Origin of the sequence: Kosakonia sp. HypNH10 (assembly GCF_029850615.1) — a bacterium.
Classification (GTDB): Bacteria; Pseudomonadota; Gammaproteobacteria; order Enterobacterales; family Enterobacteriaceae; genus Kosakonia; species Kosakonia cowanii.
In genome coordinates, this window is the sequence record NZ_JAOTIU010000001.1 from 17,516 (window position 1) to 44,331 (window position 26,816).

27 protein-coding genes are annotated in these 26,816 nt (G+C 55.8%); 15 read left to right on the top strand and 12 right to left on the bottom strand.

The genetic code is table 11. The features are described 5' to 3' along the window. Positions 1–51: 51 nt before the first annotated feature. The 4 genes from N7V53_RS00100 to N7V53_RS00115 all read right to left on the bottom strand — a co-directional run bounded on the left by N7V53_RS00100 (position 52) and on the right by N7V53_RS00115 (position 3,170). The gene (locus N7V53_RS00100) at positions 52–1,440 is read right to left on the bottom strand and encodes an MFS transporter (RefSeq protein WP_279791434.1); all 1,389 of its coding nucleotides are present in this window, start codon (positions 1,438–1,440) and stop codon (positions 52–54) included. Positions 1,441–1,494: 54 nt separating this feature from the next. Beyond that, positions 1,495–2,511, bottom strand: coding sequence for a Zn-dependent oxidoreductase (locus N7V53_RS00105; protein ID WP_279791436.1), 1,017 nt, complete (start codon positions 2,509–2,511; stop codon positions 1,495–1,497). An 11-nt stretch (positions 2,512–2,522) separates the two neighbouring features. Continuing rightward, a complete protein-coding gene (locus tag N7V53_RS00110; RefSeq protein ID WP_279791438.1) occupies positions 2,523–2,723 on the bottom strand; it encodes a hypothetical protein in 201 nt (66 codons plus the stop codon). 120 nt (positions 2,724–2,843) lie between these two features. Continuing rightward, the gene (locus N7V53_RS00115; protein ID WP_279791440.1) at positions 2,844–3,170 is read right to left on the bottom strand and encodes a YnfA family protein; all 327 of its coding nucleotides are present in this window, start codon (positions 3,168–3,170) and stop codon (positions 2,844–2,846) included. 134 nt (positions 3,171–3,304) lie between these two features. On the opposite strand from N7V53_RS00115, the gene N7V53_RS00120 reads away from it, so the two are divergent. Together N7V53_RS00120 and speG are read left to right on the top strand one after the other, a co-directional pair. Beyond that, positions 3,305–3,643 carry a DUF1283 family protein gene (locus tag N7V53_RS00120; RefSeq protein WP_023481288.1) on the top strand — a complete coding sequence of 113 codons (339 nt, stop codon included), beginning with the start codon at positions 3,305–3,307 and terminating at the stop codon, positions 3,641–3,643. A 48-nt stretch (positions 3,644–3,691) separates the two neighbouring features. Then, on the top strand, positions 3,692–4,252 hold the full coding sequence (gene speG, locus N7V53_RS00125; RefSeq protein ID WP_023481559.1) for a spermidine N1-acetyltransferase: 561 nt from the start codon (positions 3,692–3,694) through the stop codon (positions 4,250–4,252). A gap of 88 nt (positions 4,253–4,340) precedes the next feature. Here the strand turns inward: speG and N7V53_RS00130 are convergent, their stop codons facing one another. Next, positions 4,341–4,799, bottom strand: a complete 459-nt coding sequence (locus N7V53_RS00130) for a DUF1311 domain-containing protein (RefSeq protein ID WP_279791442.1) — start codon at positions 4,797–4,799, stop codon at positions 4,341–4,343. A 110-nt stretch (positions 4,800–4,909) separates the two neighbouring features. Beyond that, positions 4,910–5,620 (bottom strand): YnfC family lipoprotein, encoded by a 711-nt coding sequence (locus N7V53_RS00135; protein WP_023481821.1) that lies wholly within the window; start codon positions 5,618–5,620, stop codon positions 4,910–4,912. A gap of 191 nt (positions 5,621–5,811) precedes the next feature. Between N7V53_RS00135 and N7V53_RS00140 the strand changes: the two genes are divergently transcribed. From N7V53_RS00140 to osmV, 9 genes are all read left to right on the top strand, one after another. After that, complete coding sequence (locus N7V53_RS00140; RefSeq protein WP_023481755.1) at positions 5,812–6,093, top strand: DUF1161 domain-containing protein; 282 nt, start codon at positions 5,812–5,814, stop codon at positions 6,091–6,093. Positions 6,094–6,245: 152 nt separating this feature from the next. Continuing rightward, positions 6,246–8,684 (top strand): selenate/tellurate reductase subunit YnfE, encoded by a 2,439-nt coding sequence (gene ynfE, locus N7V53_RS00145; RefSeq protein WP_279791444.1) that lies wholly within the window; start codon positions 6,246–6,248, stop codon positions 8,682–8,684. A 10-nt stretch (positions 8,685–8,694) separates the two neighbouring features. Then, positions 8,695–9,312 (top strand): DMSO/selenate family reductase complex B subunit, encoded by a 618-nt coding sequence (locus N7V53_RS00150; RefSeq protein ID WP_023481292.1) that lies wholly within the window; start codon positions 8,695–8,697, stop codon positions 9,310–9,312. Position 9,313: 1 nt separating this feature from the next. Further along, positions 9,314–10,171 (top strand): DmsC/YnfH family molybdoenzyme membrane anchor subunit, encoded by an 858-nt coding sequence (locus tag N7V53_RS00155; protein WP_279791446.1) that lies wholly within the window; start codon positions 9,314–9,316, stop codon positions 10,169–10,171. A gap of 64 nt (positions 10,172–10,235) precedes the next feature. Then, positions 10,236–10,847, top strand: a complete 612-nt coding sequence (gene dmsD, locus N7V53_RS00160; RefSeq protein WP_279791448.1) for a Tat proofreading chaperone DmsD — start codon at positions 10,236–10,238, stop codon at positions 10,845–10,847. A gap of 282 nt (positions 10,848–11,129) precedes the next feature. Then, on the top strand, positions 11,130–11,840 hold the full coding sequence (gene osmY / locus N7V53_RS00165) for an osmoprotectant ABC transporter permease OsmY (protein ID WP_023481750.1): 711 nt from the start codon (positions 11,130–11,132) through the stop codon (positions 11,838–11,840). Positions 11,841–11,860: 20 nt separating this feature from the next. Then, positions 11,861–12,763 carry an osmoprotectant ABC transporter substrate-binding protein OsmX gene (osmX, locus tag N7V53_RS00170; protein WP_023481624.1) on the top strand — a complete coding sequence of 301 codons (903 nt, stop codon included), beginning with the start codon at positions 11,861–11,863 and terminating at the stop codon, positions 12,761–12,763. Between the two features lie 9 nt (positions 12,764–12,772). Continuing rightward, positions 12,773–13,420 (top strand): osmoprotectant ABC transporter permease OsmW, encoded by a 648-nt coding sequence (gene osmW, locus N7V53_RS00175; RefSeq protein WP_279791450.1) that lies wholly within the window; start codon positions 12,773–12,775, stop codon positions 13,418–13,420. After that, positions 13,420–14,568: an osmoprotectant ABC transporter ATP-binding protein OsmV gene (osmV, locus tag N7V53_RS00180; RefSeq protein ID WP_023481673.1), complete on the top strand. Its 1,149-nt coding sequence runs from the start codon at positions 13,420–13,422 to the stop codon at positions 14,566–14,568. Before osmW ends, osmV begins: the two co-directional genes overlap by 1 nt. A gap of 54 nt (positions 14,569–14,622) precedes the next feature. On the opposite strand, the gene N7V53_RS00185 is transcribed toward osmV, so the two are convergent. The 5 genes from N7V53_RS00185 to N7V53_RS00205 all read right to left on the bottom strand — a co-directional run bounded on the left by N7V53_RS00185 (position 14,623) and on the right by N7V53_RS00205 (position 19,807). Beyond that, the gene (locus N7V53_RS00185) at positions 14,623–15,585 is read right to left on the bottom strand and encodes a hypothetical protein (RefSeq protein WP_279791451.1); all 963 of its coding nucleotides are present in this window, start codon (positions 15,583–15,585) and stop codon (positions 14,623–14,625) included. Between the two features lie 59 nt (positions 15,586–15,644). After that, positions 15,645–16,562 (bottom strand): hypothetical protein, encoded by a 918-nt coding sequence (locus N7V53_RS00190; RefSeq protein ID WP_279791452.1) that lies wholly within the window; start codon positions 16,560–16,562, stop codon positions 15,645–15,647. 178 nt (positions 16,563–16,740) lie between these two features. Continuing rightward, positions 16,741–17,436 carry a dethiobiotin synthase gene (gene bioD / locus N7V53_RS00195; protein WP_023481465.1) on the bottom strand — a complete coding sequence of 232 codons (696 nt, stop codon included), beginning with the start codon at positions 17,434–17,436 and terminating at the stop codon, positions 16,741–16,743. Positions 17,437–17,561: 125 nt separating this feature from the next. Beyond that, positions 17,562–18,782: a sugar metabolism global transcriptional regulator Mlc gene (gene mlc, locus N7V53_RS00200; RefSeq protein WP_279791454.1), complete on the bottom strand. Its 1,221-nt coding sequence runs from the start codon at positions 18,780–18,782 to the stop codon at positions 17,562–17,564. Positions 18,783–18,910: 128 nt separating this feature from the next. Next, positions 18,911–19,807, bottom strand: coding sequence for a LysR family transcriptional regulator (locus N7V53_RS00205; protein ID WP_124968416.1), 897 nt, complete (start codon positions 19,805–19,807; stop codon positions 18,911–18,913). A gap of 118 nt (positions 19,808–19,925) precedes the next feature. Here N7V53_RS00205 and N7V53_RS00210 point away from each other — a divergent pair, with 118 nt between their 5' ends. The 4 genes from N7V53_RS00210 to N7V53_RS00225 all read left to right on the top strand — a co-directional run bounded on the left by N7V53_RS00210 (position 19,926) and on the right by N7V53_RS00225 (position 24,622). Further along, positions 19,926–21,176, top strand: a complete 1,251-nt coding sequence (locus N7V53_RS00210) for an MFS transporter (protein WP_279791458.1) — start codon at positions 19,926–19,928, stop codon at positions 21,174–21,176. A gap of 291 nt (positions 21,177–21,467) precedes the next feature. Then, positions 21,468–22,952: a carboxypeptidase M32 gene (locus tag N7V53_RS00215; protein WP_279791460.1), complete on the top strand. Its 1,485-nt coding sequence runs from the start codon at positions 21,468–21,470 to the stop codon at positions 22,950–22,952. A 162-nt stretch (positions 22,953–23,114) separates the two neighbouring features. Further along, positions 23,115–23,510 carry an acid resistance repetitive basic protein Asr gene (asr, locus tag N7V53_RS00220; RefSeq protein WP_034814024.1) on the top strand — a complete coding sequence of 132 codons (396 nt, stop codon included), beginning with the start codon at positions 23,115–23,117 and terminating at the stop codon, positions 23,508–23,510. 281 nt (positions 23,511–23,791) lie between these two features. Next, a complete protein-coding gene (locus N7V53_RS00225; protein WP_279791462.1) occupies positions 23,792–24,622 on the top strand; it encodes a serine protease in 831 nt (276 codons plus the stop codon). A gap of 1 nt (position 24,623) precedes the next feature. On the opposite strand, the gene N7V53_RS00230 is transcribed toward N7V53_RS00225, so the two are convergent. Beyond that, a complete protein-coding gene (locus N7V53_RS00230) occupies positions 24,624–26,786 on the bottom strand; it encodes a bifunctional diguanylate cyclase/phosphodiesterase (protein ID WP_279791463.1) in 2,163 nt (720 codons plus the stop codon). Positions 26,787–26,816 lie beyond the last annotated feature (30 nt).

Below are 26,816 nucleotides of genomic sequence, written 5' to 3' on the forward strand. Positions count from 1 at the left end.
CAACTAGAATGGTAACCAAATGTGTCTTGTTCCTGAGTAAACTGGCTTAACTCAGACGTAGCGGCGAGAGGCAACAGGCTGCGCTGCGCTTTGGTTCTGGCTTTGAGGTTCGGCGGCGTCTTGCAGAATACTCAAATCACGGTCGCGTACTTCCGGCATCAGCACGGCAGAAACGAGGCCAATCACCGAGTAAGCCATTAACATCACCGCGATCGGCCACCACGCACCGGTCATATTACAGAAGATACCCGCCAGTACCGGACCGAAACCGACCGCAATCAGACCGCCCGCCTCTTTTGAGATCGCCATGCGTGTGAAGCGGTTACGCGAGCCGAACATCTCCGCCATGGTGATGTTCTCCAGCGCGAACAGCCCCAGTACGGCGATATTATGGATAACGATGATCGACAGCATAATCACGCCGGGCGCGTAGCTTTTATCGACAATCACCGCCATCATTGGCCAGGCAAGCAGCACCGATGAAACGCAGAGACAAATATAGGGCAAACGGCGACCCACTTTGTCCGACAACCAACCGAGCAGCGGTATGGTGATAAAGCCAATAATCGAGCTAATCATTAACGCATCGGTGGGGATGCGTTTCTCAAACAGCAGCGTCTGCACCAGGTAGCCTGCGAGGAAAGTTTGAATCAGACCGGAGTTTCCCGCCTGACCAAAACGCAGCCCCGTCGCCAGCCAGAAGGTTTTACTGCTGAACATCGCACCCAGGCCAGTCTGCTCCGGGGCGATCTTCGCCGGGGAGTGTTGACCTTCATGCACCTGTTCAAACACCGGGCTCTCTTTCAGGTTCAGACGTAACCAGATAGCGAACAGCATAACCACCACGCTGGCAATAAAGGGAACGCGCCAGCCCCAGGCCAGCAGCGCCTCACGATCGAGCGCAAAGAACATGATCGCCCAGATGGCAGTGGCGCTCAGCGTACCGCAGTTGGTGCCCATTGCCACCAGCGAGGAGATGATGCCGCGCTTACCCTTCGGCGCATATTCGGCAAGCATGGTTCCGGCACCGGAAATTTCCGCCCCGGCGCCAAAACCCTGAATGATGCGCAGCGTCACCAGCAGCACCGGTGCGAATATGCCAATCTGCGCGTAGGTCGGTAATACGCCAATCAAGGTCGTACAGATACCCATCATGGTGATGGTGATAAAGAGCACTTTTTTACGCCCGATGCGATCGCCCATTTTGCCAAAGACAAACGCGCCGATAATACGCGCGATATAGCCCGCTCCGTAGGTGCCCATCGCGAGGATGAGCGCCATCGCAGCGGACTGCTCCGGGAAGAAAATTTCATGAAATACCAGCGCCGCACCGAGAGAGTAGAGCTGGAAATCCATAAATTCAAGGGCGGTGCCCAGCCAGCCGGACACCGCCGCTTTCACCAGGTCCGAGGTCGTTCTTTCAGCTTTTACGTCAGTCATAATCGCCTTCTCAATCGTGTTGAATGCGTACGCCTGCAACGCACTTATTGTTATTTAATTGAACGTTAATAAAACCTTGCAGCAGCGACGCTGGTCTTTTTCAAACAGTTCAATTGCATCTGTGACGTGGTGATACGCAAATTTATGCGTCACCAGTTTGCCCGGATCGATAAGCCTGCGTGCCAGCCAGTCGATAACCACCGGGAATTTATTGGCGTTGAGCCGGGAGGAGAAAATCGACAGCTCTTTACCGGTAATGCCCTGCTGGACAATGGTGCTGGGCTCGCTGGAAAAACCCATTATCACGATGCGCGCCGCGGGAGATGCCAGCGCAATCGCCTCCTGCAAAATCGACGGATGACAGGCGGCATCGATAATCAACGTCGGTTTGATGCCAGCCTGTGCCAGCACCTCGGGCAGCGCTTGCTGGCTGTTGTTAATCACCCGATCGGCCCCGCTGCGCTGCGCCATCGCCAGCCGCTCATCGATTCGGTCAACGACGATGACCTGCTTAACGTTGTAGACCCCTTTCAGCACCTGCAACGTGGTCAGCCCCATTGGCCCTGCGCCGTAAATCAGCGCCACATCATTTTCGCCGGGCTGAACCTGGCCGGTAACATTCGCGGCGATGGTAAAGGGCTCAACCATCACGGCATCTTCGTCGGAAATCGTGTCGGGAATAACCCAGGCGTTGCGTGCCGGAACCGTTGCATATTCGCTAAAGCCGCCATCACGGTGGACACCGAGCACCACCAGTTCGGTACAGACATTCGGTTTACCGACTGAACAGGGGTAGCAGTGGCCACAGCTGATCACCGGATCGACCGCCACCCGCTCGCCAATACGTGAGGGTGAAATGCCTTCACCAACGGCATCAATCAGCCCGAAGAATTCATGGCCAATAACCCGCGGATATCTGGCGAACGGATTATGCCCGCGATAGATATGGCTGTCGGAGCCGCAAATCCCGGCGAGCTTAATGTTGACGCGCACCTCCCCGGCAGCGGGCTCTGGCAGAGCACGTTCAGCAAGGATCAGCTGATTAGGTTGTTCAATTACCACACTTTTCATAGAGATACCCTTTATGACCGGTTCCACAACGAGCCAGACAGGCCATTCAGCGTTGGGCAAAGATAAGAGTCAGGCGTTGAGATGAAGCCGCGATGGCGACCGCCAGCCGAGGCGTCGCCCGGCCTAATCAGGCCGTTATCGGGGCAGTGATGCGGTGAGAAACGTTGGCACTCCGCCAGACTGGCGCAGCGTTTTACAGGTGCAATTTTCATCGGAAATCCCTTACATCAAATGAATGTGTTGTAAGGGAACTTACGGAAGGTGGCAACTACCATACAAGTATAACGATCGAAATTTACGCGTTCGATCACAGAACTTTAACACTTACCTTCTCAATTACGTGACCAGCCTGCGACGATGATCAACATACCGCACAGAGCAACCCCTGCGCCCAGCCAGTCATAAACGGTCAGTTTTACCCCTTCGACAATGCGCAGCCAGAGAAGCGCGGTGCAGACGTAAACCCCGCCGTAAGCCGCATAGACGCGCCCGCTGGCGACCGGGTGGAGCGTCAGCAGCCAGACAAAAAGTGCCAGCACGATCGCGGCAGGAATCAGCAGCAGTGGTGAGCCGTCGCGTTTTAGCCACAGCCAGGGCAAGAAACAGCCTACAATTTCACACAGAGCGGTGACAAAAAAGAGCAGCGTGGTTTTCAGCATAGTCAGGTCGTTTATTGAAAATAGGTTGAACCATCTTACCTGATAATGCTCTTACAGTCGGTTTCGCCCCGGTATGCTGGCAGGCGGAGATCGCTTAGAATAGAGACGTTTTTCCTCACTTAAGGACCATTGCCATGACTTCTACACTTAGCAAACGCCTGTGCCTGACCGCAATGCTGACGCTGGGTGCCATTGTGTACACCACTTCCGCACTGGCTGAAACCAACCGTCTGGTGATTGAATCGGGCGACAATGCGCAGTCCCGTCAATCCGCCGCGATGGAAAAAGAGCAGTGGAACGACACCCGCAGCCTGCGCCACAAAGTTAATAAACGCGTCGAGAAAGAGTGGGACAAAGATGATGTCGCCTTCGATGCGCGCGACAACTGCCAGAAAAGCAGCAACCTGAATGCGTACTGGGAACCCAATACCCTGCGCTGCCTGGATCGCCGCACCGGGCGTGAAGTTCGGTAATCTCGTCGGGCGCGCTGCGCCCGCCTTCATCTCAGAGAAAGGATTTTTATGAGTGACGACTATCCTGTTCGTCTTCGCCCGCTTGAGCGCGAAGATCTTCGATTTGTCCACCAGCTCGACAATAACGCCAGCGTAATGCGCTACTGGTTCGAAGAGCCCTATGAGGCCTTCGTTGAACTCTCCGATCTTTACGACAAACACATTCACGATCAGAGCGAGCGCCGTTTTGTCGTCGAGTGTAATGGCACCAATGCCGGTCTGGTGGAGCTGGTTGAAATTAACCATGTGCACCGCCGCGCGGAGTTTCAAATCATTATCTCGCCGGAATTCCAGGGTAAAGGGCTGGCGTCAAAAGCGGCTAAGCTGGCGATGGATTATGGTTTTACGGTATTAAACCTCTATAAGCTCTATCTCATCGTTGATAAAGAGAATGAGAAAGCAATTCACATCTACCGCAAACTGGGTTTTCAGGTGGAGGGGGAATTAATTCACGAGTTCTTTATTAATGGCGAATACCGCAACACCATCCGCATGTGTATTTTTCAGCAGCACTATCTGCAAGAGCATAAAACCAGCGGTAGTACGCTGTTAAAACCCACCGCGCAATAAGCGCGGTGAGCAGGCAGCATCAATAATACTCAATGGTGTTTTTGATGCTGTATTTATGCGTTACCTGCGGCGTCACGGGATCGCTCCGTTATTTCTCATCTGCATGAAGCATTTTTATCTCTTCCGCATGCCTTCGATTAAGGTTGATCTGACATTGGTAGATAGAAGGCCAGTAGTCATAGGCATCTTCACCAATTTGCGAACCCACTCCCAGGCAAAAATCATTACGATAACTTTTCCAGGATTGTTGGGATGCCAGAAAGCGCTTACTAAAAACATCACCAATAGTCAGCTCTGCATCATTGCCTTTGTAGACCGGCCCCGTATTATTTTCCTTTATCTGCTTTACTGTTTTTTCAATTAGCGCGTCAAGACTCTTATTACTTTTTTCATTCAACTCGTGCAGACACGTAGCGGCTTGACCACGATCTTGCTGATTACGCCAACAACTTTCTATTTCTGGCCCTTCAGAAATATCATGGTTATCAGCACTGAAAGCAGCTGGAGATACCATTATGATAAGGAAAATTATTGCTGTTTTTTTCATCGAAAGCACCTTTCCCTGGTATTGCTGCATCGATTAAGCATGCTACTTTACTGGAGCGAGAGAGTAGTACTATTAACCCACCGCGCAATAAGCGCGGTGAGCAGGCAGCATCAATAATACTCGATGGTGTTTTTGATGCTGTATTTATGCGTTACCTGCGGAGTCACGCTCTCATCAACAATCTCCAGGCTACAACTGAGCGGATTATCATGCTTATCGTAGTCGCAGGTCTGCTGCACTTTACTCAGCGGCTTATCATTAAGCGTACTCACCGCAGCGTAATCGAGCTTTTTGCGCTTATCTTTCGCCGGCGTGGAAGCAACATCGAGATGCACATCTTTCGACGTGGTCGATTTCCCGAGCGGGTAACCTTCGTCATCATAGCGATACTTCACTTCCATATCTTTGCCTGATGCGCGCACCACAAAGCCATTATCGTCGGTGTCCCAGGTGACGCCCGCCGAAGGGAATTCTGCCAGCTGGCATTTCCCCTGTAGCCGCAGTCGCTTCTCCTGCGTTTCGGCTTCGATATAGTAGTTGGCATCCAGCACCAGCGATACGCCGCTATTATTCTCCAGGTCGTGAAGTTCGAGCGTATCGAAACAGCCCTCTTTCGACAGCGTTCCGCTGACACGCTTCGTCACCTCGCCCTTCTCGTTAAGCAGGGTCTGACTAAAGTTTTTTACCGCGCCGCGCAGAGGATCAAAATCGAATTCATTCGAAAAACTTGCCATCTCCGGCGTGAATGCGACCGGGCCTTTTTCCTCATCACATCCGGCCAAAATCAGGGTCAGAGAGATGAGTAATAACTGTTTTTTCAAAGGTTTCACCACAGTTTTCTTTAGAATGGCGCTTATATTAGCAAAACATTTACCCTATAGCGTAATGAGTTAACGACTTCCTTATCGGGTATCTGCGGAATTTCACATACAGGTAAGATGATTCAGAGATTTACCTTTTGTCGAAAAGAGAAGTGCTAAGCTTAAAGCGCACAATAAATAAGGAGACAAGCATGCACTATTCACGTTGGCTGTGCGCTGCACTGCTGGTAGGTTCTGTTCCTGCTTTCGCCGCGCCGGATTCATGCGAACGCGTAAAAACGGATATCCAGCAAAAAATTATTAACAATGGCGTCCCGGAGTCCGGGTTCGAATTGACCGTGGTACCAAACGATCAAGCCGAACAGGCGGGCGGCCAGGTAGTTGGCCACTGCGCCAACGACACTTACAAAATTATCTACGCCCGTAATGGCGGCGCATCATCTCAGAACGAAAACAGTAACAGCAATCAGTAAAATCTAATCCCCCTGAATTTTAGGGGGATTCCCCTCTATTTGATCGTGCATAACATTCCCCTACTCCTTAATGATTACCATACCTCCATCATTAGCCTGCTTTTAATTTGCGCGGGTAAGTTTTTATTTAAAAAATAATAATGGAGTGAGTCATGTCGAAGACGGAATATGCCGGGGGTATTAGCCGACGAACGCTGGTAAAGTCGACCGCCCTTGGATCGTTAGCGCTGGCAGCAAGCAGTTTTTCTCTTCCGTTTGGTATGCGCTCCGCCGCTGCCGCGGTGCAACAGGCGATGCAACCCGCGCCGGATAAAGTGGTCTGGGGCGCCTGCTCGGTCAACTGCGGTAGCCGCTGCGCCCTGCGTCTGCATGTGCGCGATGAGGAGGTCTACTGGGTCGAAACCGATAACACCGGCGATGACGAATACGGCAATCATCAGGTGCGCGCCTGTCTGCGCGGGCGCTCTATCCGGCGGCGTATCAATCACCCGGATCGTCTCAACTACCCGATGAAACGCGTCGGCAAACGCGGCGAAGGCAAATTTCAGCGCATCAGCTGGGACGAAGCCCTCGATACCCTCGCCGCCCGCCTGAAAGGGGTGGTGGAAAAGTATGGCAACGAAGCGGTTTATATCAACTACTCCTCCGGCATCGTCGGCGGCAACATTACCCGCTCATCCCCTTCCGCTTCGCTCGTCGCCCGCCTGATGGCGATGTATGGCGGCTTTCTCAACCAATATGGTACCTACAGCACGGCGCAAATCGCCTGCGCGATGCCCTACACCTACGGCTCCAACGAAGGGAACAGCACCTCCGATATTGAAAACAGCAAGCTGGTGGTGATGTTCGGCAACAACCCGGCGGAGACCCGCATGAGCGGTGGCGGCATTACCTACTTTCTCGAGCAGGCGCGCGAACGCTCAAATGCGCGGATGGTGGTGATTGACCCGCGCTATACCGATACCGCCGCCGGACGCGAAGATGAGTGGGTGCCGATCCGCCCGGGCACCGACGCCGCGCTGGTCGCTGGTATGGCCTGGGTGCTGATCAGCGAAAACCTGGTCGATCAAACCTTCCTCGATAACTACTGCGTCGGCTACGACGAGAAAACGCTGCCCGCCGGTGCACCGGCAAACGGCCACTACAAAGCCTATATTCTTGGCCAGGGCGATGACGGCGTAGCGAAAACGCCGCAGTGGGCGTCGCGTATAACCGGCATTCCGGCAGACAAAATCATTAAGCTCGCCAGAGAGATTGGCAGCACCAAACCGGCCTATATCTGCCAGGGCTGGGGCCCGCAGCGCCAGGCCAACGGCGAACTGACCGCCCGTGCGATCGCCATGCTGCCGATCCTCACCGGCAATGTCGGCATCAACGGCGGCAATAGCGGCGCGCGCGAGTCGACCTACACCATCACCATTGAGCGGATGCCGATGCCGGAGAACCCGGTGAAGACCGCCATCTCCTGCTTTAGCTGGACCGACGCCATCGCCCGCGGGCCGGAGATGACGGCAACGCGCGACGGCGTGCGCGGCAAAGAGAAGCTCGACGTGCCAATTAAGTTCATCTGGAACTATGCCGGTAACACCCTCATCAACCAGCACGGCGACATCAACCACACTCACGATGTGCTGCAGGATGAGAGCAAGTGCGAGACGATCGTGGTGATTGAGAACTTTATGACCTCGTCGGCGATGTACGCCGACATCCTGCTGCCGGATCTGATGACCGTTGAGCAGGAGGATATCATCCCCAACGATTACGCCGGCAACATGGGCTACCTCATCTTCCTGCAACCGGTCACCGCGCCGAAGTTCGAGCGCAAAGGCATCTACTGGATCACCAGCGAGATCGCCCGCCGCCTCGGGCCGGATATCTACCAGCGCTTCACCGAAGGGCGCACGCAGGAGGAGTGGCTGAAATACCTCTACGCCAGAATGATAGAGAAAGATCCCGCGCTGCCCTCTTACGAGGCGTTGAAAGCGATGGGTATCTACAAGCGTAAAGATCCGAACGGCCACTTCGTTGCCTATAAAAAATTCCGTGACGACCCGCAGGCCAACCCGCTGAAAACGCCGTCGGGCAAGATTGAGATCTACTCCAGCAAGCTGGCAGAGATCGCAAGCCGCTGGGAGCTGCAAAACGATGAAGTGATAAGCCCGCTGCCGGTCTATGCCTCTACCTTTGAGGGCTGGGACGATCCGGCGCGCGCCACCTTCCCGCTGCAACTTTTCGGTTTTCACTACAAAGCGCGTACCCACTCGAGCTACGGCAACGTTGATGTGCTGAAAGAGGCCTGCCGCCAGGAGGTGTGGATCAACCCGCTTGATGCCGAACGGCGCGGGATTAAGAACGGCGATCTTGTCCGGGTCTTTAACGACCGCGGCGAAGTGCGGATTGCGGCGAAAGTGACGCCACGCATTATGCCGGGCGTCAGCGCCATGGGCCAGGGTGCGTGGCACCAGGCGGATATGGCGGGCGATCGCGTCGATCACGGCGGTTGCGTCAATACGCTGACCACGCACCGCCCTTCGCCGCTGGCGAAAGGCAACCCGCAGCACACCAATCTGGTCGACATTCAAAAGGTTTGAGGAGTAGCCGATGAGCACCCAGTATGGATTTTTTATTGATTCCGCCCGCTGCACCGGTTGTAAAACCTGCGAACTGGCCTGTAAAGATTACAAAGATTTAACGCCGGACGTCAGTTTCCGCCGCGTCTACGAGTACGCGGGCGGCAACTGGCAGGAGGATAACGGCGTCTGGCAGCAAAACGTCTTTGCCTACTATCTCTCCCTCTCCTGTAACCATTGTGAGGATCCGGCCTGCACCAAAGTCTGCCCCAGCGGCGCGATGCATAAACGCGAAGATGGCTTTGTGGTGGTCGACGAAGAGGTCTGTATCGGCTGTCGCTACTGCCATATGGCCTGCCCGTACGGCGCGCCGCAATACAATGCGGCAAAAGGCCATATGACCAAGTGCGACGGCTGCCATGAGCGCGTGGCGGAGGGCAAAAAGCCTGTCTGCGTCGAGTCCTGCCCGCTGCGCGCGCTCGATTTTGGTCCGATTGAGACGCTGCGTAAAAAGCACGGCACGCTGGCGGCGGTCGCGCCCATTCCGGCGGCGCACTTTACCCGCCCGAATATTGTCATCAAACCCAACGCCAACAGCCGTCCGACCGGGGACACAAGCGGCTATCTGGCTAATCCACAGGAGGTATGAAATGGGAAACGGATGGCATGAATGGCCACTGGTGCTTTTCACGGTGCTCGGCCAGTGCGTCGTGGGCGGTGTCATTGGCACCGGCCTGGTATGGATGGCTAATGAGGGCGATCGCCGCGGTCAGCTGCATATTGTGCGCAGCCAGTTTTTCCTCTGGCTGCTGATGGGCATCGGCTTTGTCGCCTCAATGATGCACCTCGGCTCGCCGCTGCGCGCCTTTAACTCCCTTAACCGTATTGGTGACTCTGCGTTGAGTAATGAGATTGCCGCCGGCTCGCTCTTTTTTGCCATCGGCGGCATCTGGTGGCTGCTGAGCTGGCTCGGCAAAATGCCGGCTGGCCTCGGTCGTATCTGGCTGCTGATCGGTATGGTCTCTGGCGTGCTGTTTGTCTGGGCGATGACGCGGGTCTATCAGATTGAGACCGTGCCGACCTGGCATAACGGCTACACCACCGCCAGCTTCTTCCTCACCATGCTGATCGGCGGCCCGCTGCTCGCCGCACTGTTACTGCGCTTTGTCGGCATACGCTTTCCGGCCTCCCGTTTTGCGGCGATAAGCGCGATCGCGCTGCTGGCAAGCGCAGCGGTGGTGATGATGCAGAGCATGCAGCTTGGCGAGATTCACTCCTCCGTGCAGCAGGCGACCGCGCTGATCCCGGATTACGGCTTGCTCCAGGCGCTGCGACTGCTGCTTCTAGCGCTGGGGCTGAGCTGCTGGATCTGCCCGCTGGTGCTGCGCAGGCAGCCGCGTGTCAGTAGCCTGCTGGTTGGGTTTGCGCTGGTGGTTGCCGGGGAGCTGATTGGTCGCGGCCTCTTTTATGGGCTGCATATGACCGTTGGCGTCGCCGTTGCCGGGTGATCGATTGCGGGGCCGGATAGCGATTAGCGCTTATCCGGCCTTCGGCACTTTTTCGGGAAATACCATGACAGTTGAAAACCGTGAATCGTTTATTTTCACCGCCCGCGTGCTCGGCGCCCTCTTTTACTATCCGCCGCAGAGTGAGCCTTCTGCGCCGCTGGTCAGCGCCTTTACGCATCATGAGTGGATAGCGTCATGGCCGCTGGCGCAAAACCTGCTGCTTCCGCTGGCTGAACAATTTTCAGCCGATGGTGAAGAGCCGTTAACCGACGCCTGGCAGCGGCTGTTTATCGGCCCGTGGGCGCTGCCTGCGCCGCCGTGGGGCTCGGTATGGCTGGATAAAGAGTGCGTGCTGTTTGGCGACTCAACGCTGGCGCTGCGCCAGTGGCTGCGCGACAACAACATTGCTTTCGAGACGCAGCAAAACGAGCCGGAGGATCATATCGGCACCCTGCTGATGCTGGCGGCCTGGCTGGCGGAGCAGGGAAAGACGCAGGCCTGCGATGAGCTTCTGGCATGGCACCTGCTGCCGTGGTCGGGCCGCTTTCTTGCCGTGCTGGAGGAGCACGCGCTGCACCCTTTCTGGCAGGCGCTCGCCCGGCTGGCACAGCTAACTTTGGCAGAGTGGCAAGCGAACCTGTTAATGCCGGTGGCGCAGAAGCCGCTTTTTCGTTAACACCCTCTCTTTCACATGCCGGGATAGTTTATCCCGGCAACCATATGTGACAACGTCACTCCTGCCGCTTCGCTTTTAAGACAATTCTTTAATATTCCGATCAGCCTGTACGTAGTAAGGCTTACTGTGAAAAAGCCGCCTGCCGCTGGGTTTTAAAAAGCGGCCTCAGAACTGGAAGCATCCCCGCACGCTTGCTATAGCTCAAAGCACCCTGCCGAACATGGCATAACAACACGCAACCTGCCGTTGCTATAACGCATGCAAACAGGGAGAGACACTGCCATGCAGACTTCCATGCTTACCCGCGCGCTGCTGTTTATCGCCGGGATTGTCGCCATACTGGCGCTGATTACCTGGGGTGTCGGGCTGGAGACGATAAAAGCCCGCCAGGTGGATTTGATTTATCTCGGGCAACAGCACCTGATTCTGGTGTTCAGCTCGATGTTTTTTGCCCTGCTGGTCGGTATTCCCAGCGGTATCGCCCTTAGCCGCCCCGCCGCACGCGGGGTTGCCGAGTATGTGATGCAGATCTTTAACGTCGGCAACACGCTGCCGCCGCTGGCGGTGCTGGCCCTGGCAATGGTGGTGATTGGCATTGGCGATATCCCGGCGATCATCGCGCTGTTCCTCGCCTCGCTGCTGCCGATTGTGCGCAATACCTATGCCGGGCTCTGCTCGGTGCCCGCCTCGTTAATTGAAGCGGCGAATGGGATTGGCATGACCAAATGGCAGCGCTTACGCCAGGTGGAGCTACCGAATGCCCTGCCGGTGATCCTCTCCGGGGTGCGAATTGCGACAGCGATTAACGTCGGTACCGCGCCGCTGGCGTTTCTGATTGGCGCCAGCAGCTATGGTGAACTGATCTTCCCCGGCATCTATCTCAATGATTTCCCGACGCTGATTTTAGGCGCAGCCGCCACGGCGCTGTTCGCCCTGATCCTCGACACCCTGCTGGCGGCGCTGGGCCGTCTTCTTAGCCCGCACACGGCGTGATAACAATAAGAGGAAGTGTGATGAAACGACTTTTTCATACGCTGGGCTGGCTGGCAGCAACGGCGCTAATTACCGCCAGCGCCCATGCGGCACCGCTGATTGTGGCGACCAAAAGCTTTACCGAGCAGCATATTTTGTCGGCCCTTACCGTGCAGTATTTGCAGAAAAAAGGCTTCCAGGTGCAGCCGCAGACCAATATCGCGACGGTGATTTCCCGTAACGCGATGATCAACAAGCAGGTCGATATGACCTGGGAATATACCGGCACCTCGCTGATTATTTTTAACCACATCAACAAACGCATGTCGGCACAGGAGACCTATGACACCGTCAAACGCCTCGATGCGAAACACGGTCTGGTGTGGCTTAACCCGGCCAACATGAACAACACCTATGCTTTCGCCATGCAGCGTAAACGCGCCGAGGCTGAGCACATCACCACCATGTCGCAAATGGTGGCGAAGATTGAAGAGATCCGTAAAACCAACCCGAAAAAGAACTGGCTGCTGGGCCTCGATCTGGAGTTTGCCGGGCGCAGCGACGGCATGAAACCGTTGCAGCAGGCGTATGGCATGGAGCTGGATCGCCCGCAAATCCGCCAGATGGATCCCGGTCTGGTCTATAACGCCATCCGCGACGGCTTTGTCGATGCCGGTCTGGTCTACACCACTGATGGCCGCCTGAAGGGCTTCGATCTGAAAACGCTGGAGGATGATAAAGGCTTCTTCCCGAGTTATGCGGTCACGCCGGTGGTGCGTAAAGACACCCTTGAGGCCAACCCGGGCTTAGAAGAAGCGCTCAATACGCTCTCCGGGCTGCTGAACAACGAGGTGATTATCTCCCTCAACGCGAAAGTCGATATCGATCACCAGACGCCGCAGCAGGTCGCCCGCGACTTCCTGCGCGAGAAAGGGTTGCTGTAAGGAGAGCCTATGGACACGATTCACTACATGATGGACAACGCTGGCTACCTGGCGAGCCTCACCTTCCAGCATCTCTGGCTGGTGCTGCTGGCAGTGGGCATGGCGATACTTATTGGCGTACCGCTGGGGGTTTTGATTGTGCGCCACAAATGGCTGGCCACGCCGGTACTTGGCCTGGCGACGCTGGTGCTGACCATTCCATCAATTGCCCTGTTTGGGCTGATGATCCCGCTCTTCTCTCTGATCGGCCAGGGGATTGGCGCGCTACCGGCAATCACCGCGGTGTTTCTCTACTCGCTGCTGCCGATTGTGCGCAACACCCACACCGCCCTCGACAGCCTGCCGCCGGGGCTGCGTGAAGCGGGCCGCGGGATTGGCATGACCTTCTGGCAGCGCCTGCGCTGGGTGGAGATCCCGATGGCGCTGCCGGTGATTTTCGGCGGGATCCGTACCGCTGTGGTGATGAATATTGGCGTAATGGCTATCGCCGCCGTGATTGGTGCGGGCGGGCTGGGATTGCTGTTGCTGAACGGCATCGGCGGGAGTGATATCCGCATGCTGATTGCCGGCGCGGTGATGATCTGTGTGCTGGCGATTGTGCTCGACTGGTTACTGCACCGCTTACAAATCGTGCTGACGCCGAAGGGGATTCGATAATGATTAAACTGGAAAATCTGACCAAACAATTTACGCAGAAGAACGGCCAGAGTGTGAATGCCGTCGACAACGTTAACCTGATGGTGCCGGAAGGTGAAATGTGCGTGCTGCTCGGCCCTTCCGGCTGTGGCAAAACCACTACGCTGAAGATGATTAACCGCCTGATTACACCAAGCAGTGGCAAGATCCTGATTAATGGTGAAGACACCAGCGGCATGGATACGGTTACTCTGCGGCGCAATATCGGCTATGTGATCCAGCAGATCGGCCTGTTTCCCAATATGACCATCGAAGAGAACATTACCGTGGTGCCGCGCATGCTGGGCTGGGATAAAGCGCGCTGCAAAAGCCGTGCGGAAGAGTTGATGGAGATGGTGGCGCTTGATGCGAAAAAGTTTCTGCACCGCTACCCGCGCGAGATGTCCGGAGGCCAGCAGCAGCGTATCGGCGTGATCCGCGCGCTGGCGGCCGATCCACCGGTGTTGCTGATGGATGAACCCTTCGGCGCGGTCGACCCGATCAACCGCGAAGTGATCCAGAACCAGTTCCTTGAAATGCAGCGCGCGCTGAAAAAGACGGTGCTGCTGGTCAGCCACGATATCGACGAAGCATTAAAGCTCGGCGACCGCATTGCGGTGTTCCGTCAGGGACGCATCGTGCAGTGCGCCAGCCCCGATGAGCTGCTGGCAAAACCGGCGAATGAGTTTGTCGGATCGTTTGTCGGCCAGGACCGGACGCTTAAGCGTCTGCTGCTGGTTTCTGCCGGGGACGTCACCGATCAGCAACCGACCATTACCGTGCGCGAATCGACCCCCGCCGCTGAGGCGTTTGCCATTATGGATGATAACGATATGCGTGCCGTAACGGTGGTCGACGGTGCCGGTAAACCGCTCGGCTTTGTCAAACGTCGCGAAGCGCGCCATGATGCCCGCGACTGCGCTGCCCTGCTGCATCCGTTCCGCATCACCGGTAAAGCTGAGGATAACCTGCGCGTGGTGCTTTCAAGGCTCTATGAGAGCAACACCAGTTGGATGCCAATCGTCGATGAAGAGGGTCGCTATAACGGCGAGATTTCACAGGACTACATTGCTGAGTATTTAAGCTCCGGGAAAACGCGCCGGGCGCTGGCGATCCACAGCGAGAGTTAAGGGAATTTGCCAAATGGCGCTAACCGCAGGCCGGATAAGCCGCGGTTAGCGCCTTCAGGTCACCGATTTCATTTTGCGCGCAAGATAAGCTTTAATATTTGGCCAATTCCGCTGCTCTGTTTTCCCGTACAAATCACTGAACCCTTCGGCAAAAGCCTCTTCCGCCCCGCCGCTGGTGCCGCCCTGCCAGTAGTAGTTATCAAATGATTCCGGCGATGTGTTGCCCAGATCTTTTCCCCAGGCAGAAATAAAACTGGGTCGTTTGCTTAGATAATCGCCCGCTTCGCCCGTGCCCTTTGGCCCCATTAACGCTTTTTCGCCAAAGCTACGATCAATCGCGTGGGCATATTCATGCAGCACTAAGTTTGTCGAGCTGTGATTCGTGGCCGGTGCCCATTCACCGAATTTGTCTTTACTCAATGACACTATGGTTTCGTCGGGGTGAATGCCCTGCGTCGCAATTTTCCCGGCAGCGCCGATACCCGGCACAGATGCCCATGTTTTGCCCTCCGCCCAGCCTCTTGGCGCAACGTTTTTCAAGCCGCGCCTGCCAGCATGGTTGGTAATATTGTCGTTTGTCGCGGTAATAAACTGCCCCAAAGAGATGGCCTTGTTAAGCACCGGAAAGGGAATCTTTTGCAGTGCATCTTTCACCTTCGTCACATCCATCGGCATATTGTCCGGCGTCGTGCTGGTATAGATGGATCGCGAAATCATTTCCCGGGCAACAATAAAATCCGCAATCGCCGCCATATGTTCAGGGATGATCATCGCTGTGCTGTTTAAGGGGATGGTGTCGCCAAGCGCGTACCAGATCTCTTTGTATACCGTTCCGCCATAAACGTTATAGACAGCCTGAAATGCTTGCTGGTACGTCTGAATAGATTTCGCAAGGCCAGCGCGCCGCGCCTGTTTTGCAATAAGATGGCGCGCGGTATCTTCCGCGTCGTCTTCTGAAGATGATTCGGCATTGCTTTGGTTTTGCGCCCTGGCTTTCTCTTTTGCATAGGCATACATCAGTTTCTCTCCAGGGCTTTGATTTACCGAAGCACCGCGATGAACAGCCGTCAGGATCGTTATCTGTACAACCTGTAAATATCACCTTTATATTTTTTCACTTCCGCAGGTGATTGCTCAACAAAGCGATAGGTGGTCCCACTTCGCCCCATATATTTAAATTTGGTTCCTACTGGAAAAATACTCTCCTTCTCGGCAACGTTACCAAATTTAAACTCTTTTGGATTACCTATAATGTCGTATATCACGCCCAACTCATCATTATCTGAAGAAGTATTATATTTACCGACAGCAAACCTTTCTGCCATCTTTTTATCCTGGGTGACCGACATAAGAAAATTGGCGCTAACTAACATACCAGGTTCGATGATATTGAGAACTGATCTGTATTTCGTTCCTCTTAAATAGGTGTTCAACCCCGAAAACTTTGCCTCTTCCGTAGCCTGTTTCATAATTGCAATAGCATTCCCTTTTTTGCTCAATATTTTTATGACTCTTTTTATATCTATCCCGGGCGCGAAGGGCGCTGAATTTTCGCCGCCTTCAAACTGTTTTTTGGCATCTTTCGCCAGTGAAGCAGGATCAGGGACCTCAATGTCTTGTCCTTTTTCCTTTCTGATAAGAGAGTTAATATATAGTGCCCCTTCGTTTGTTGCATATAAATAGAGCGCACCATCCACCACATCGGCAGGGAATTTTTTATTTGACTTGTCTATTGATGTTGATTTTGCGCTTCTGGATGAAGCAGCGCTTGCGTTACTGTTGGCACCCGCAGTCGCACCTGAGCGATATTTGCCGACCAGCAGATGAGGCTCTTTTAATTTCGGGTTGAGCTGTTTGATTTTATCGAGAATACTTTTAAGGTCATCCTTAGGGATATTATTTATTCGCAATTGCTCAAGAATTTCATCCTCTGAAGGCGCGGCATTATGTGCGGAAAGCGGGGACTTAGTTTTCTCTTTTGCATATGCATACATGGCCTTTATCTCCGGGGACATTTTTCAATTAAGCGTAGCCCTCGCCGGAAATCTCTAACTTCCCTTTCAGATATTTCATTCAAAAATATGCAGAGTAAAACAGGCGTAGTGCGCTGGTCGGAATGCGCCAGGCCGGACAGACATCAGCGCTATCCGGCAAAAGATTCAGAAAAGCGGCTCAGGCGAGCACGCGGTCAGCGACCAGCATACCGGTGGCCATTTGCAGATTAATATAGTGGGCGAGATCGCGCTGTTCAGGCCGCGGGAGATAGGGCAACTCACCCACCAGCGGTGCGGGCAGTTTTTTGCTGAGCACGTTGATGATCTCGGCATAGTGCGCAAGACCTGGGTTGATGCGGTTTGCCACCCAGCCAATCAGCGGCAGGCCATCGCTGGCGATTGCCTGAGCGGTGAGCAGCGCATGGTTGAGGCACCCTTCCTGAATCCCCACCACCATCACCACCGCCATCTGCTCCTGCACCACCCACTCGGAGAGCGGACGCAGATCGTTCATCAGGCTGCGCCAGCCGCCTGTGCCTTCGACAACGACGTGATCGACCTGCTTACACAAATCGGCCAGTCCGTTCGACAGCAGGGTGTAGTTGATGGGACAACTGTGCGCTACGCTGCTCTCCTCTTCACTCAGCGCAATCGGGTTGATGGCGCTGTAAGGCAGTTCGAGGGAGGAGACACTTTGCAGCACCAGCGCGTCTTTATTACGCAGCCCTTCCGGCGTTGCCTGACTTCCTTTTGCAACAGGCTTATAACCTGCCACCGTTTTGCCGCTGGCAGCCAGCGCCTGGAGCAGCGCGCGGGACGCCACTGTCTTCCCGACAGAAGTGTCTGTACCCGTAACAAAGAAACGCTTAAGCATAAGTAACTCCACCGTTAAGCAACGAAAATATAATCCGGAAATATAATTCAGAGCAGAAAGTCTACGGGAAGTGGTGGAGGCTCAATTTGAGATAGCGCAATTTTTATCGCGACTGGGTAAAAATGTTACCCCTGTAACAAACGAATCAGCAGCGATCCGTTATACATCGCGTCTTTTACCAGCGCGGCACCCGCCATGGTGCCCTGATTGGTGAACTGCGTACTCTCAACAGAGATATGTTGGCTGTACGCGGGTAGCGCCTGCTGGCGAATGCAGTCGGCAATGGTGGGAAACAGCACATCTGCCGCAAGGCTCAGCGGAGAGCCAATCAATATTTTTTGCGGGTTGAACAAATTGACCATGATGGCGAGAATGCGCCCGACATTCGCCCCGACGCCGCTGATGATATCTTTTGCCAGCAGATCGCCCTTCAGCGCCGCCTGGCAGAGCCACTCCACCGTCAGGGGTTGCTGGTGCAGCATCGAACTCATCGACTGGCTCATGCGCAGCTGCGCCAGCTCCAGCACGCTCTCCACGCTGGCGATGGTCTCGAGGCAGCCGTGGTTGCCGCAGTAGCAGCGCTTGCCGTAGGGATCGACTTGCGTATGTCCAATCTCCACCAGGCTGCTGCTGCCCGCATGGAGCAGGCGTCCATCGGTGATCACCCCGGCACCGACGTTATGATCGATCACCACCTGAATCACATCCCGCGCGCCGCGCGAGGCGCCAAACAGCGCTTCCGCCATTGTCCAGGCACTGATGTCATGCTGCACATAGACCGGCACGCCGGTATGGGCCTCCAGCGCTTCGCCGAGCGGCATCTCCTTCACATCCTCATAAAAGGGCATGCGGTGGATAACGCCATTTTCCGTATCAATAATGCCCGGCAGCGTGATAGCGATCGCCGTCAGCCGCTCAAGCTTGTGCTGATGGCGGATAAAAAATTGATCGATTTGGGTAATGATGCGGCTGAGCAAGGGTTCGGCAGCAGTTAAGGGAAGATCAAGACGATCCTCGACCACCAGCTTGCTGCTTAAATCGCGCAGGGAGAGAAAAATTTCGCCGCGGCTGATGCGTAATGAGAGGTAGTGCCAGGCTTCGGTTTCGACCACCAGCCCGACCGCCGGACGCCCGCGGCTGCCCGGCTCCTGGATCTCCGTCTCCTGCACCAGGTGGGCTTCGAGCATTTCGCGCACGATTTTGGTGATGCTAGCGGGAGCCAGCTGCGCTAACCGGGAGAGGTCGATACGCGAGACCGGGCCAAGCTGGTCGATGAGGCGATAGACTGCGCCCGCATTGGTCTGCTTTATTTGATCAATATGCCCCGGCTGGCTATCAGCGACCACCTCATACTCCCTTATTTTCGCGCTTCGAAATAAACATTCGGCTATGGTGAAACACTTAACGGCTGTCGTCAAATATTTACCCATGCTTGTGATTTAACGCACATTTTGCCTGCCGTTATGGGTGAAATTCAGCCGTTTGCCGCGTCAAGGAGCTGCTGCTTGAAACGTGCCGCCGCCGCCCCCTGCTCCTGGTGTTTTGACCACACCAGCCACATCTCCGAAACGGCATCCTCCTCAATAATCGGTATCCAGCACATCTCGCTGAGCTGAACGCGGTGAAACGAGGCGGGCAAAATCGAAACGCCCAGCCCCGCCGCTACCAGGCCGATAATGGTCATCGCCTCGCCCACTTCCTGCGCGATGCGCGGCGTCAGCTGGTAACGTCGCATCAGGCTGAGGATGTCGTCATACAGGCCGGTGCCAACATGAGGATCGAAAAAGACAAACGGCTCCTGCGCCAGTTCGTGCAGCGAGACTGCCGTACGTGTTGCCAGCGGATGGTTACGCGGGATCATCGCCAGCAGCGGCTCGCGCAGAATGACCTCCCACGCCAGCGTCTCCGGCAGCGGAGTGTTGCGCATCAAACCGAGATCCAGTGTTCCTTCATTCAATGGGGCTATCTGTTCGCGGGTGTTGATCTCCCGCGTCTGGATATGGACATCCGGGTAGCGCTGGCGAAAGGAAGAGAGGGTATCTGAGACCGCTTTAATAAAGGGCGCGGAGGAGGTAAAGCCAATCCGTAACTCCCCCGTTTCGCCCTGGTGCAAACGCAGCGCACGGGCGGCGGCTTCATCCACCTGGTTTAAGATTTGACGGCTGTCAGCCAGAAACTGGCGTCCGGCGGGGGTCAATGAGACGCTACGATTTGTGCGGGCCAGCAGCCGCGCGCCAACCTGCTGTTCGAGGATCTGAATTTGCTGGCTCAGGGGCGGCTGCGAAATGTTCAGCCGCGCGGCGGCATGACCAAAATGGAGCTCTTCCGCCACGGCGATAAAGTAGCGCAGATGGCGCAGTTCGATATTCATATTTTTAACGTCTTATTTGAGATTATTAATATATTAGACAGAATATTACAGCTTTCATACCCTTACGCCGTGGTAAGCCCGTCCCCGTAATGACGGGCCAAAAAAGTAAGGATCCCAAGTGAGTCGTACAACAACGGTTGATAGCGAACCGACACACATCGTTAACGAAAAACCCGCCGCCCTGCCGGGGCAGTTTATTAAACGGGGTACACCCCAATTTATGCGCGTCACGCTGGCGCTCTTTTCCGCCGGGCTGGCGACCTTCGCCCTGCTCTACTGCGTTCAGCCCATCTTGCCAGTGCTCTCCCATGAGTTCGGTGTTTCGCCCGCCAGCAGCAGTATTTCTCTCTCCATTTCCACCGCCATGCTGGCGATCGGCCTGCTGTTTACCGGGCCGTTATCGGATGCCATTGGGCGCAAAAATGTGATGGTTACCGCGCTGCTTCTGGCGTCGTGCTGCACGCTGCTCTCAACGATGATGACCAGCTGGCACGGCATTCTGGTGATGCGCGCGCTGGTGGGGCTATCCCTCAGCGGCGTAGCAGCAGTCGGTATGACCTACCTGAGTGAAGAGATCCATCCCAGTTTTGTCGCCTTCTCCATGGGGCTTTATATCAGCGGCAACTCCATCGGCGGCATGAGCGGCCGCCTGCTGAGCGGGGTTTTTACCGACTTCTTTAACTGGCGGGTGGCGGTAGCGGTGATTGGCTGCTTTGCGCTGGCTTCGGCGCTGATGTTCTGGAAGATCCTGCCCCCCTCGCGCCACTTTCGCCCCTCCTCTTTGCGGCCAAAAACGCTGTTGATCAACTTCCGCCTGCACTGGCGCGATCGCGGCCTGCCGCTGCTCTTTCTCGAAGGCTTTTTGCTGATGGGGTCGTTTGTCACGCTGTTCAACTATATTGGCTATCGCCTGATGCAATCCCCGTGGATGCTGAGCCAGGCGGTAGTTGGCCTGCTGTCGGTGGCCTATCTGACCGGCACCTGGAGTTCGCCAAAAGCGGGCGCGATGACCAGCAAATATGGTCGCGGCCCGGTGATGATCGCCTTTACCGCTATTATGCTGCTCGGTTTACTGCTGACGCTCTTCTCGTCGCTGTGGGCGATCTTTATCGGCATGCTGCTCTTTACCAGCGGTTTTTTTGCCGCGCACTCCGTTGCCAGCAGCTGGATTGGCCCACGCGCTAAGCGCGCCAGAGGCCAGGCCTCGTCGCTCTATCTCTTCAGTTACTATCTTGGCTCGAGCGTGGCAGGAACCTTAGGCGGCGTGTTCTGGCACAGCTATGGCTGGAACGGCGTCGGCGGGTTTATCGCGGCGATGCTGGTGCTGGCCCTGCTGGTCGGCACACGGCTGCACGCACGTCTGCGCTAGCGCGTATAAAGGAAGGCGGCCCTGCGCAAGCGGGGCTTTTTTATTGTGTGTAGCGCGGTAAAGGGCTAGAAAAGCGCGAAGACCGAGCTTGCGCCCATCAACTCCCGCACGGCGTCGAGCGCCATTAAACTGCAGATCACCCAAATGAAAGGATTCATGGTTTTTTGCTGTGTTATGCGTTTATTGGTTAAATGAATGTGTTCTCTATTATGGTACAGATTTTAACATTAGCCGCAGACCTACTATTTTTAGGTGTTCAGGTTAAGAAAATGCAAAAAAATCAGAGGCATTATGGATAAGCAAAACTACCAACAACTCACCCGTACCTTTCTTCGCCTGTCACGTTTCTCACACCTTGCTGCCGTTGCCGGCTGGGATATGTTCGCCATGATGCCGCCGGGCGGCAGCGCTGCGCGCGGTGAAGCGCTGGCCGAGCTGAGCGTGTTGCGCCACCAGATTTTAACCAACCCGCAGGTCGGCCAGTGGCTTTCCAGCGCCGCTCAGGAAGATCTCAACGATGTTGAGCAGGCTAACCTGCGTGAAATGCAGCGCCACTACGATGAAGCAGCCCTCCTGCCGGAAGCGCTGGTGGAAGCCCTGTCGCTGGCGGGCAGTAAATGCGAACACGCCTGGCGTACCCAGCGTCCGGCCAATGACTGGGCGGGCTTCTCCGCCAATCTGAAAGAGGTGGTCAAACTCACCCGCGAAGAGGCGAAGCTGCGCGCGGCGGCGAAAGGCTGCTCGCCCTATGATGCCCTGCTGGATAAGTTTGAGCCGGATATGACCAGCGCCCGCCTTGATGAGCTGTTTGGCGAGGTCAAAAGCTGGCTGCCGGATCTGCTGAAACAGGCGGTAGAGAAACAGGCGCAGCAAACGCTTATCGCCCCGCAAGGGCCGTTCCCGATTGCCGATCAGCGCGAACTGGGTTTGCAGGCGATGAAGACGCTCGGTTTCGACTTTAATGGCGGACGCCTTGATGTCAGCGCCCACCCCTTCTGCGGCGGCGTGCCGGAAGATGTGCGCATCACCACCCGTTACGATGAAAATGAGTTGCTGAGTGCCCTGTTCGGCGTGGTGCATGAAACCGGTCATGCCCGCTACGAGCAGAACCTGCCGCGCAGTTGGCCGGGTCAGCCGATTGCGCTGGCGCGCTCGACGGCGATCCACGAGTCACAGAGCCTCTTCTTTGAGATGCAGCTTGGCCGCAGCGAAGCCTTCCTGCGCCGTCTGCAGCCCGCGATTATTGAGCGCTTTGGTATGCAGCCTGCCTTTGAAGAGCACAACTTTATCGCCTGGAACCAGCGCGTGAAGCCGGGCTATATTCGCGTCGACGCCGACGAGGTAAGTTATCCGGCGCACGTTATTCTGCGCTATGAGATCGAGCGGGCGCTGATCGACGGTGAGATTGAGGTCGACGATATTCCGGCACTGTGGAATGAGAAGATGCAGGCCTGGCTTGGACTCTCGACCGAAGGCAACTACCGCAACGGCTGTATGCAGGATATTCACTGGACCGACGGCGGCTTTGGTTACTTCCCCTCTTACACGCTGGGCGCGATGTACGCTGCACAGCTGTTCCATGCCGCGCGCCGTGCGCTGCCGGGTCTCGATGACGCCATCGCCGCCGGTGATTTCAGCGCGCTGTTTGAGTGGCTGCGCCAGAACATCTGGCAGCACGGCAGCCGCTTTAGCACCGCACAGCTGATTGCCAACGCCACCGGCGAGCCGCTGAATGCGGACTATTTCCGCCAGCATCTTACCCGCCGTTACCTCTGATCACCCCGCGCCGGAGCCGCTTTCCGGCGCGTTTTCCCTCTCTGTACATTCCGTTACACGCCGATACCAATCACTCACGGAAACGCTTCGATAACAGGGATATAGTTCTTTCAACGGCCCCGCAGTGGGGTTGAATGAAGAAACTAATTCGAGGATATCGGAATGAAAAAAGTATTAGCTCTGGTTGTTGCCGCTGCAATGGGTCTGTCTTCTGCTGCTTTCGCTGCTGACACCGCTGCCACCTCTCAGGCGCCGGCTGCTGCGCCGACTACCACTACCGCTGCTCCGGCTGCTGCTGACACCAAAGCTGCTCCGGCGAAGAAAGTTCACCACAAGAAACACAAAAAAGCCGCTGAGCAGAAAGCTCAGGCTGCTAAAAAACAGCACAAGAAAGCTGCCGCTAAACCGGCTGCTGAGCAGAAAGCCCAGGCTGCTAAAAAGCACCACAAAAAAGCCGCTGCTAAACCGGCTGTAGAGCAGAAAGCTCAGGCTGCTAAAAAACACCACAAACACGTAAAACACACTGCTGCTAAACCGGCTGCACAGCCGGCTGCATAAGCCACGTGTCTGTAACCGGCGCTCACCATGAGCGCCGTGCTAAAACGCGGCGCTGAGCCCTTCGGGTGAAGCGCCGTTTTTCTCTGGAGGCCTGAGCATGCTGCGACGTTATCGTTTTGAAGTTATCCTGATGATGTTAATTCTCTGCGCGCTTATCGCCCTCCGTTTCTATCTTTATTGATGTAGCACGCTGATTTTACTCCCGCTTTCTATGCGTCCCGTCTATATTTATTACTCATGGCTCGACCTTAATAATCATAATTTCCCCACCTGAGAGTACTATGCGAAGAACCGTTGTGCTGTTGCTGGGACCGCTGCTTTTGTTTTCCGCTGTTGGACATGCTGATGATGGCGATGAGGACGCGGTTAGCGCCAGGGATATAAAAACCCTCTTTTTTGGGCATGACGATCGTGTCCGCGTCGCGTCACCGACCACCGCACCGTGGGATGCGATAGGTCAGATCGAGACGGCGAGCGGCAATCTCTGCACCGCCACGCTTATCTCCCCGCATCTCGCCTTAACCGCCGGACACTGTCTGCTGACGCCGCCGCGCGGCAAAGTCGATAAAGCGATAGCGCTACGGTTTGTGTCGCAAAAAGGGATCTGGCGCTATGAGATCCACGGTATTGAAGGGCGCGTTGATGCCTCGTTGGGTCGACGCCTGAAGGCCGACGGCGAAGGGTGGATTGTCCCCTCCTCGGCTGCCTCATGGGATTTTGGGCTGATCGTTTTACGCTATCCGCCCTCCGGCATTACGCCGCTGCCGCTGTTTAGCGGCGATAAAGAGGCGCTTACCGCCGCGCTGAAAGCCGCCAACCGCAAAGTGACGCAGGCGGGTTATCCGCAAGATCATCTGGATAATCTCTTCAGCCATCAGGATTGTATTGTGACGGGCTGGGCGCAGAGCAGCGTGCTGTCGCATCAGTGCGATACGCTGCCGGGCGATAGCGGCTCACCGCTGATGTTAAAAACCGATGAGGGCTGGCAGTTGATCGCCGTGCAAAGCTCAGCCCCGGCGGCAAAAGATCGCTGGCGCGCCGATAACCGCGCGATTGCGGTGACCGGTTTTCGTGACAAGCTGGACGCGCTGGCCAGCGATACGGTGCAGTAACTCACTCCTGCCGCTGGTGATGCTGTTGTAGCAGCCTCTCCAGCGGCATCGGTGCGCTAAAGTAGAATCCCTGCAACTGATCGCAGCCCGCATCACGCAGCAGCGCCATTTGCGTTTCGTTTTCCACCCCTTCCGCCACCACCTGCATCCCCAGTGCGCTGGCAATGCGGATCGTGCCGCTTACTAATGCTGATGCCTGCTCATCGTTATCCACCAATCCGGCAAGGGATTTATCAATTTTGATGGTGTCGAAATTAAAGCGCCGCAGGTAGCCGATGCTGGAGTAACCGGTGCCGAAATCATCGAGCGCCACCGCCGTGCCCAGCGCTTTTAGGTTGGCAATCGCCGCCTGCGCGCGCTCCGGGTTCTCCAGCACGTACGTTTCCGTCACCTCCAGCTGCAGGCGCTGCGCCGGAAAGCGGCAGGTCTCCAGCACCTGAGCCACTTTGTCTTCAAACTCCGGGTCGCGAAACTGCGCGGGAGAGATATTAACCGACAGTTTGAGCCCCGCCTGCGGATAGAGATCGCGGCAGGCGCGACGCAGGACAAACTGCCCCAGCGCGTAAATCAGGCCACTGGTTTCAGCAATCGGGATAAACTCGTCCGGTTTCAGCTCGCCATCCGGGCGACGCGGCCAGCGCGCCAGCGCTTCAACGCCGCTCATTTTGCCGCTGCGGGCATCAATAATCGGCTGATACCAGACGTCAAACTCCTCCCGCTCCAGCCCGTCGCGGATATCATTTTCGATCATCAACTGCCGCTCGCGGGCACTGTTTAGCGCCGCGTCGTAGTGCGTTACCCGCGCCTTGCCGCACATTTTCGAGTGGTACATAGCGATATCGGCCCGGCGAAATAGCTCGGAACTCGAGCACTCCACCAGCGTTCCGCTGGCGATACCGATGCTGGCGCTGATATGCAGCGAACGTTTGCCAATGCGCACCGGTGCGCGGAAGTAGTCGAGCACCATTTGCGCAAAGTCGGCGGCTTTTTCAACCGACCACGGCCCGCTCAGGGTCATGGCGAACTCATCCCCGCCCATGCGCGCCAGCATGCCGTCGGTCGGTACTTTTTCCTGCAATGTCTGCGCAATCGTGACGATCAGCCGGTCACCCACGTCATGACCATAGATATCGTTCACATCTTTAAAGCCATCAAGATCGATAAACACCACGCTTATCAGATCGCTGTTGCCCCACTCACTCCACTGATCTAACTGCTCAATCAGCGCGCGTCGGTTGGGCAGACGGCTTAGCCAGTCGGTTAGCGCAATGCTGCGCGCCAGCTTCTCCCCTTTCGCCAGCTTATAAAGCCCGGCGCTGCTGAGCACAATAAACAGCAGAATAAGGCCCGAGGCGAGCATTGCGATCTGGCGAATATCGTCTGCCGCCGCGTCTGCCGCTTCCGCGCCAGGTAAGTGCGGTTTCCAGCTCATATAACCGAGGAATTCATCGGCAGATCCATGTAACGGGATACTGCTCGCTGGGGTATTTTGCGACGACAGTCGCAGGTTCTGGATCTGAAAGGTGCTGCCGAGTTCGCTGAGCAGTTCATCATCAAGATGACGGGTCATCACTAAGTAACGACGCGCGCTGCCCTGCTTCTCAAGCCGCCCCGATACCGGGCGGATCAGGCCTATGCTGACAAATGCTACCCCCCGCTGTGTGCGGGTGATACCGGCGAAAATGTCCTTGCCCTGCTGCAACGCCGCGGCATGGTTGCGAATAAGCGCCGCCAGCCCGTCACCAAAAAAGGCGAGATTGCGCTCGGTAAAAGGCTGACTGCGAAACGCCCCCCACACCACCGCAAAGTGCTCATCCAGCACAAAGGTGCCGTCATAGAGATTGTCGACTTTAAAGCCCGCGCCCCAGGTGTTGTAGAGCCAGCCGCTATCCATCGGCGTGCGGTAGACGACGCGCACCGCTTCATCCCACACCGCGTTATCGAGACCGAGGGATCGCATTCTGTTGACTGAAGTCTGCATCGCACCCTGCACGGCGAGCGCCGCGCGGTGCTCGTCGATTTCATTCGCTTTGCTGCTAATCAGGTGCAGTGAGAGATAGAGGAGCGCAACGACGGAGATGATTAAGCCCACTCCTGCCAGAAAAATCATCACAAAGAGCGTTCTTGCTGTGGGAATATTGCGCCAGCTTAGCGGATTGAGCATCGACGACCCTTACTGGTGTCCCGTAACGTT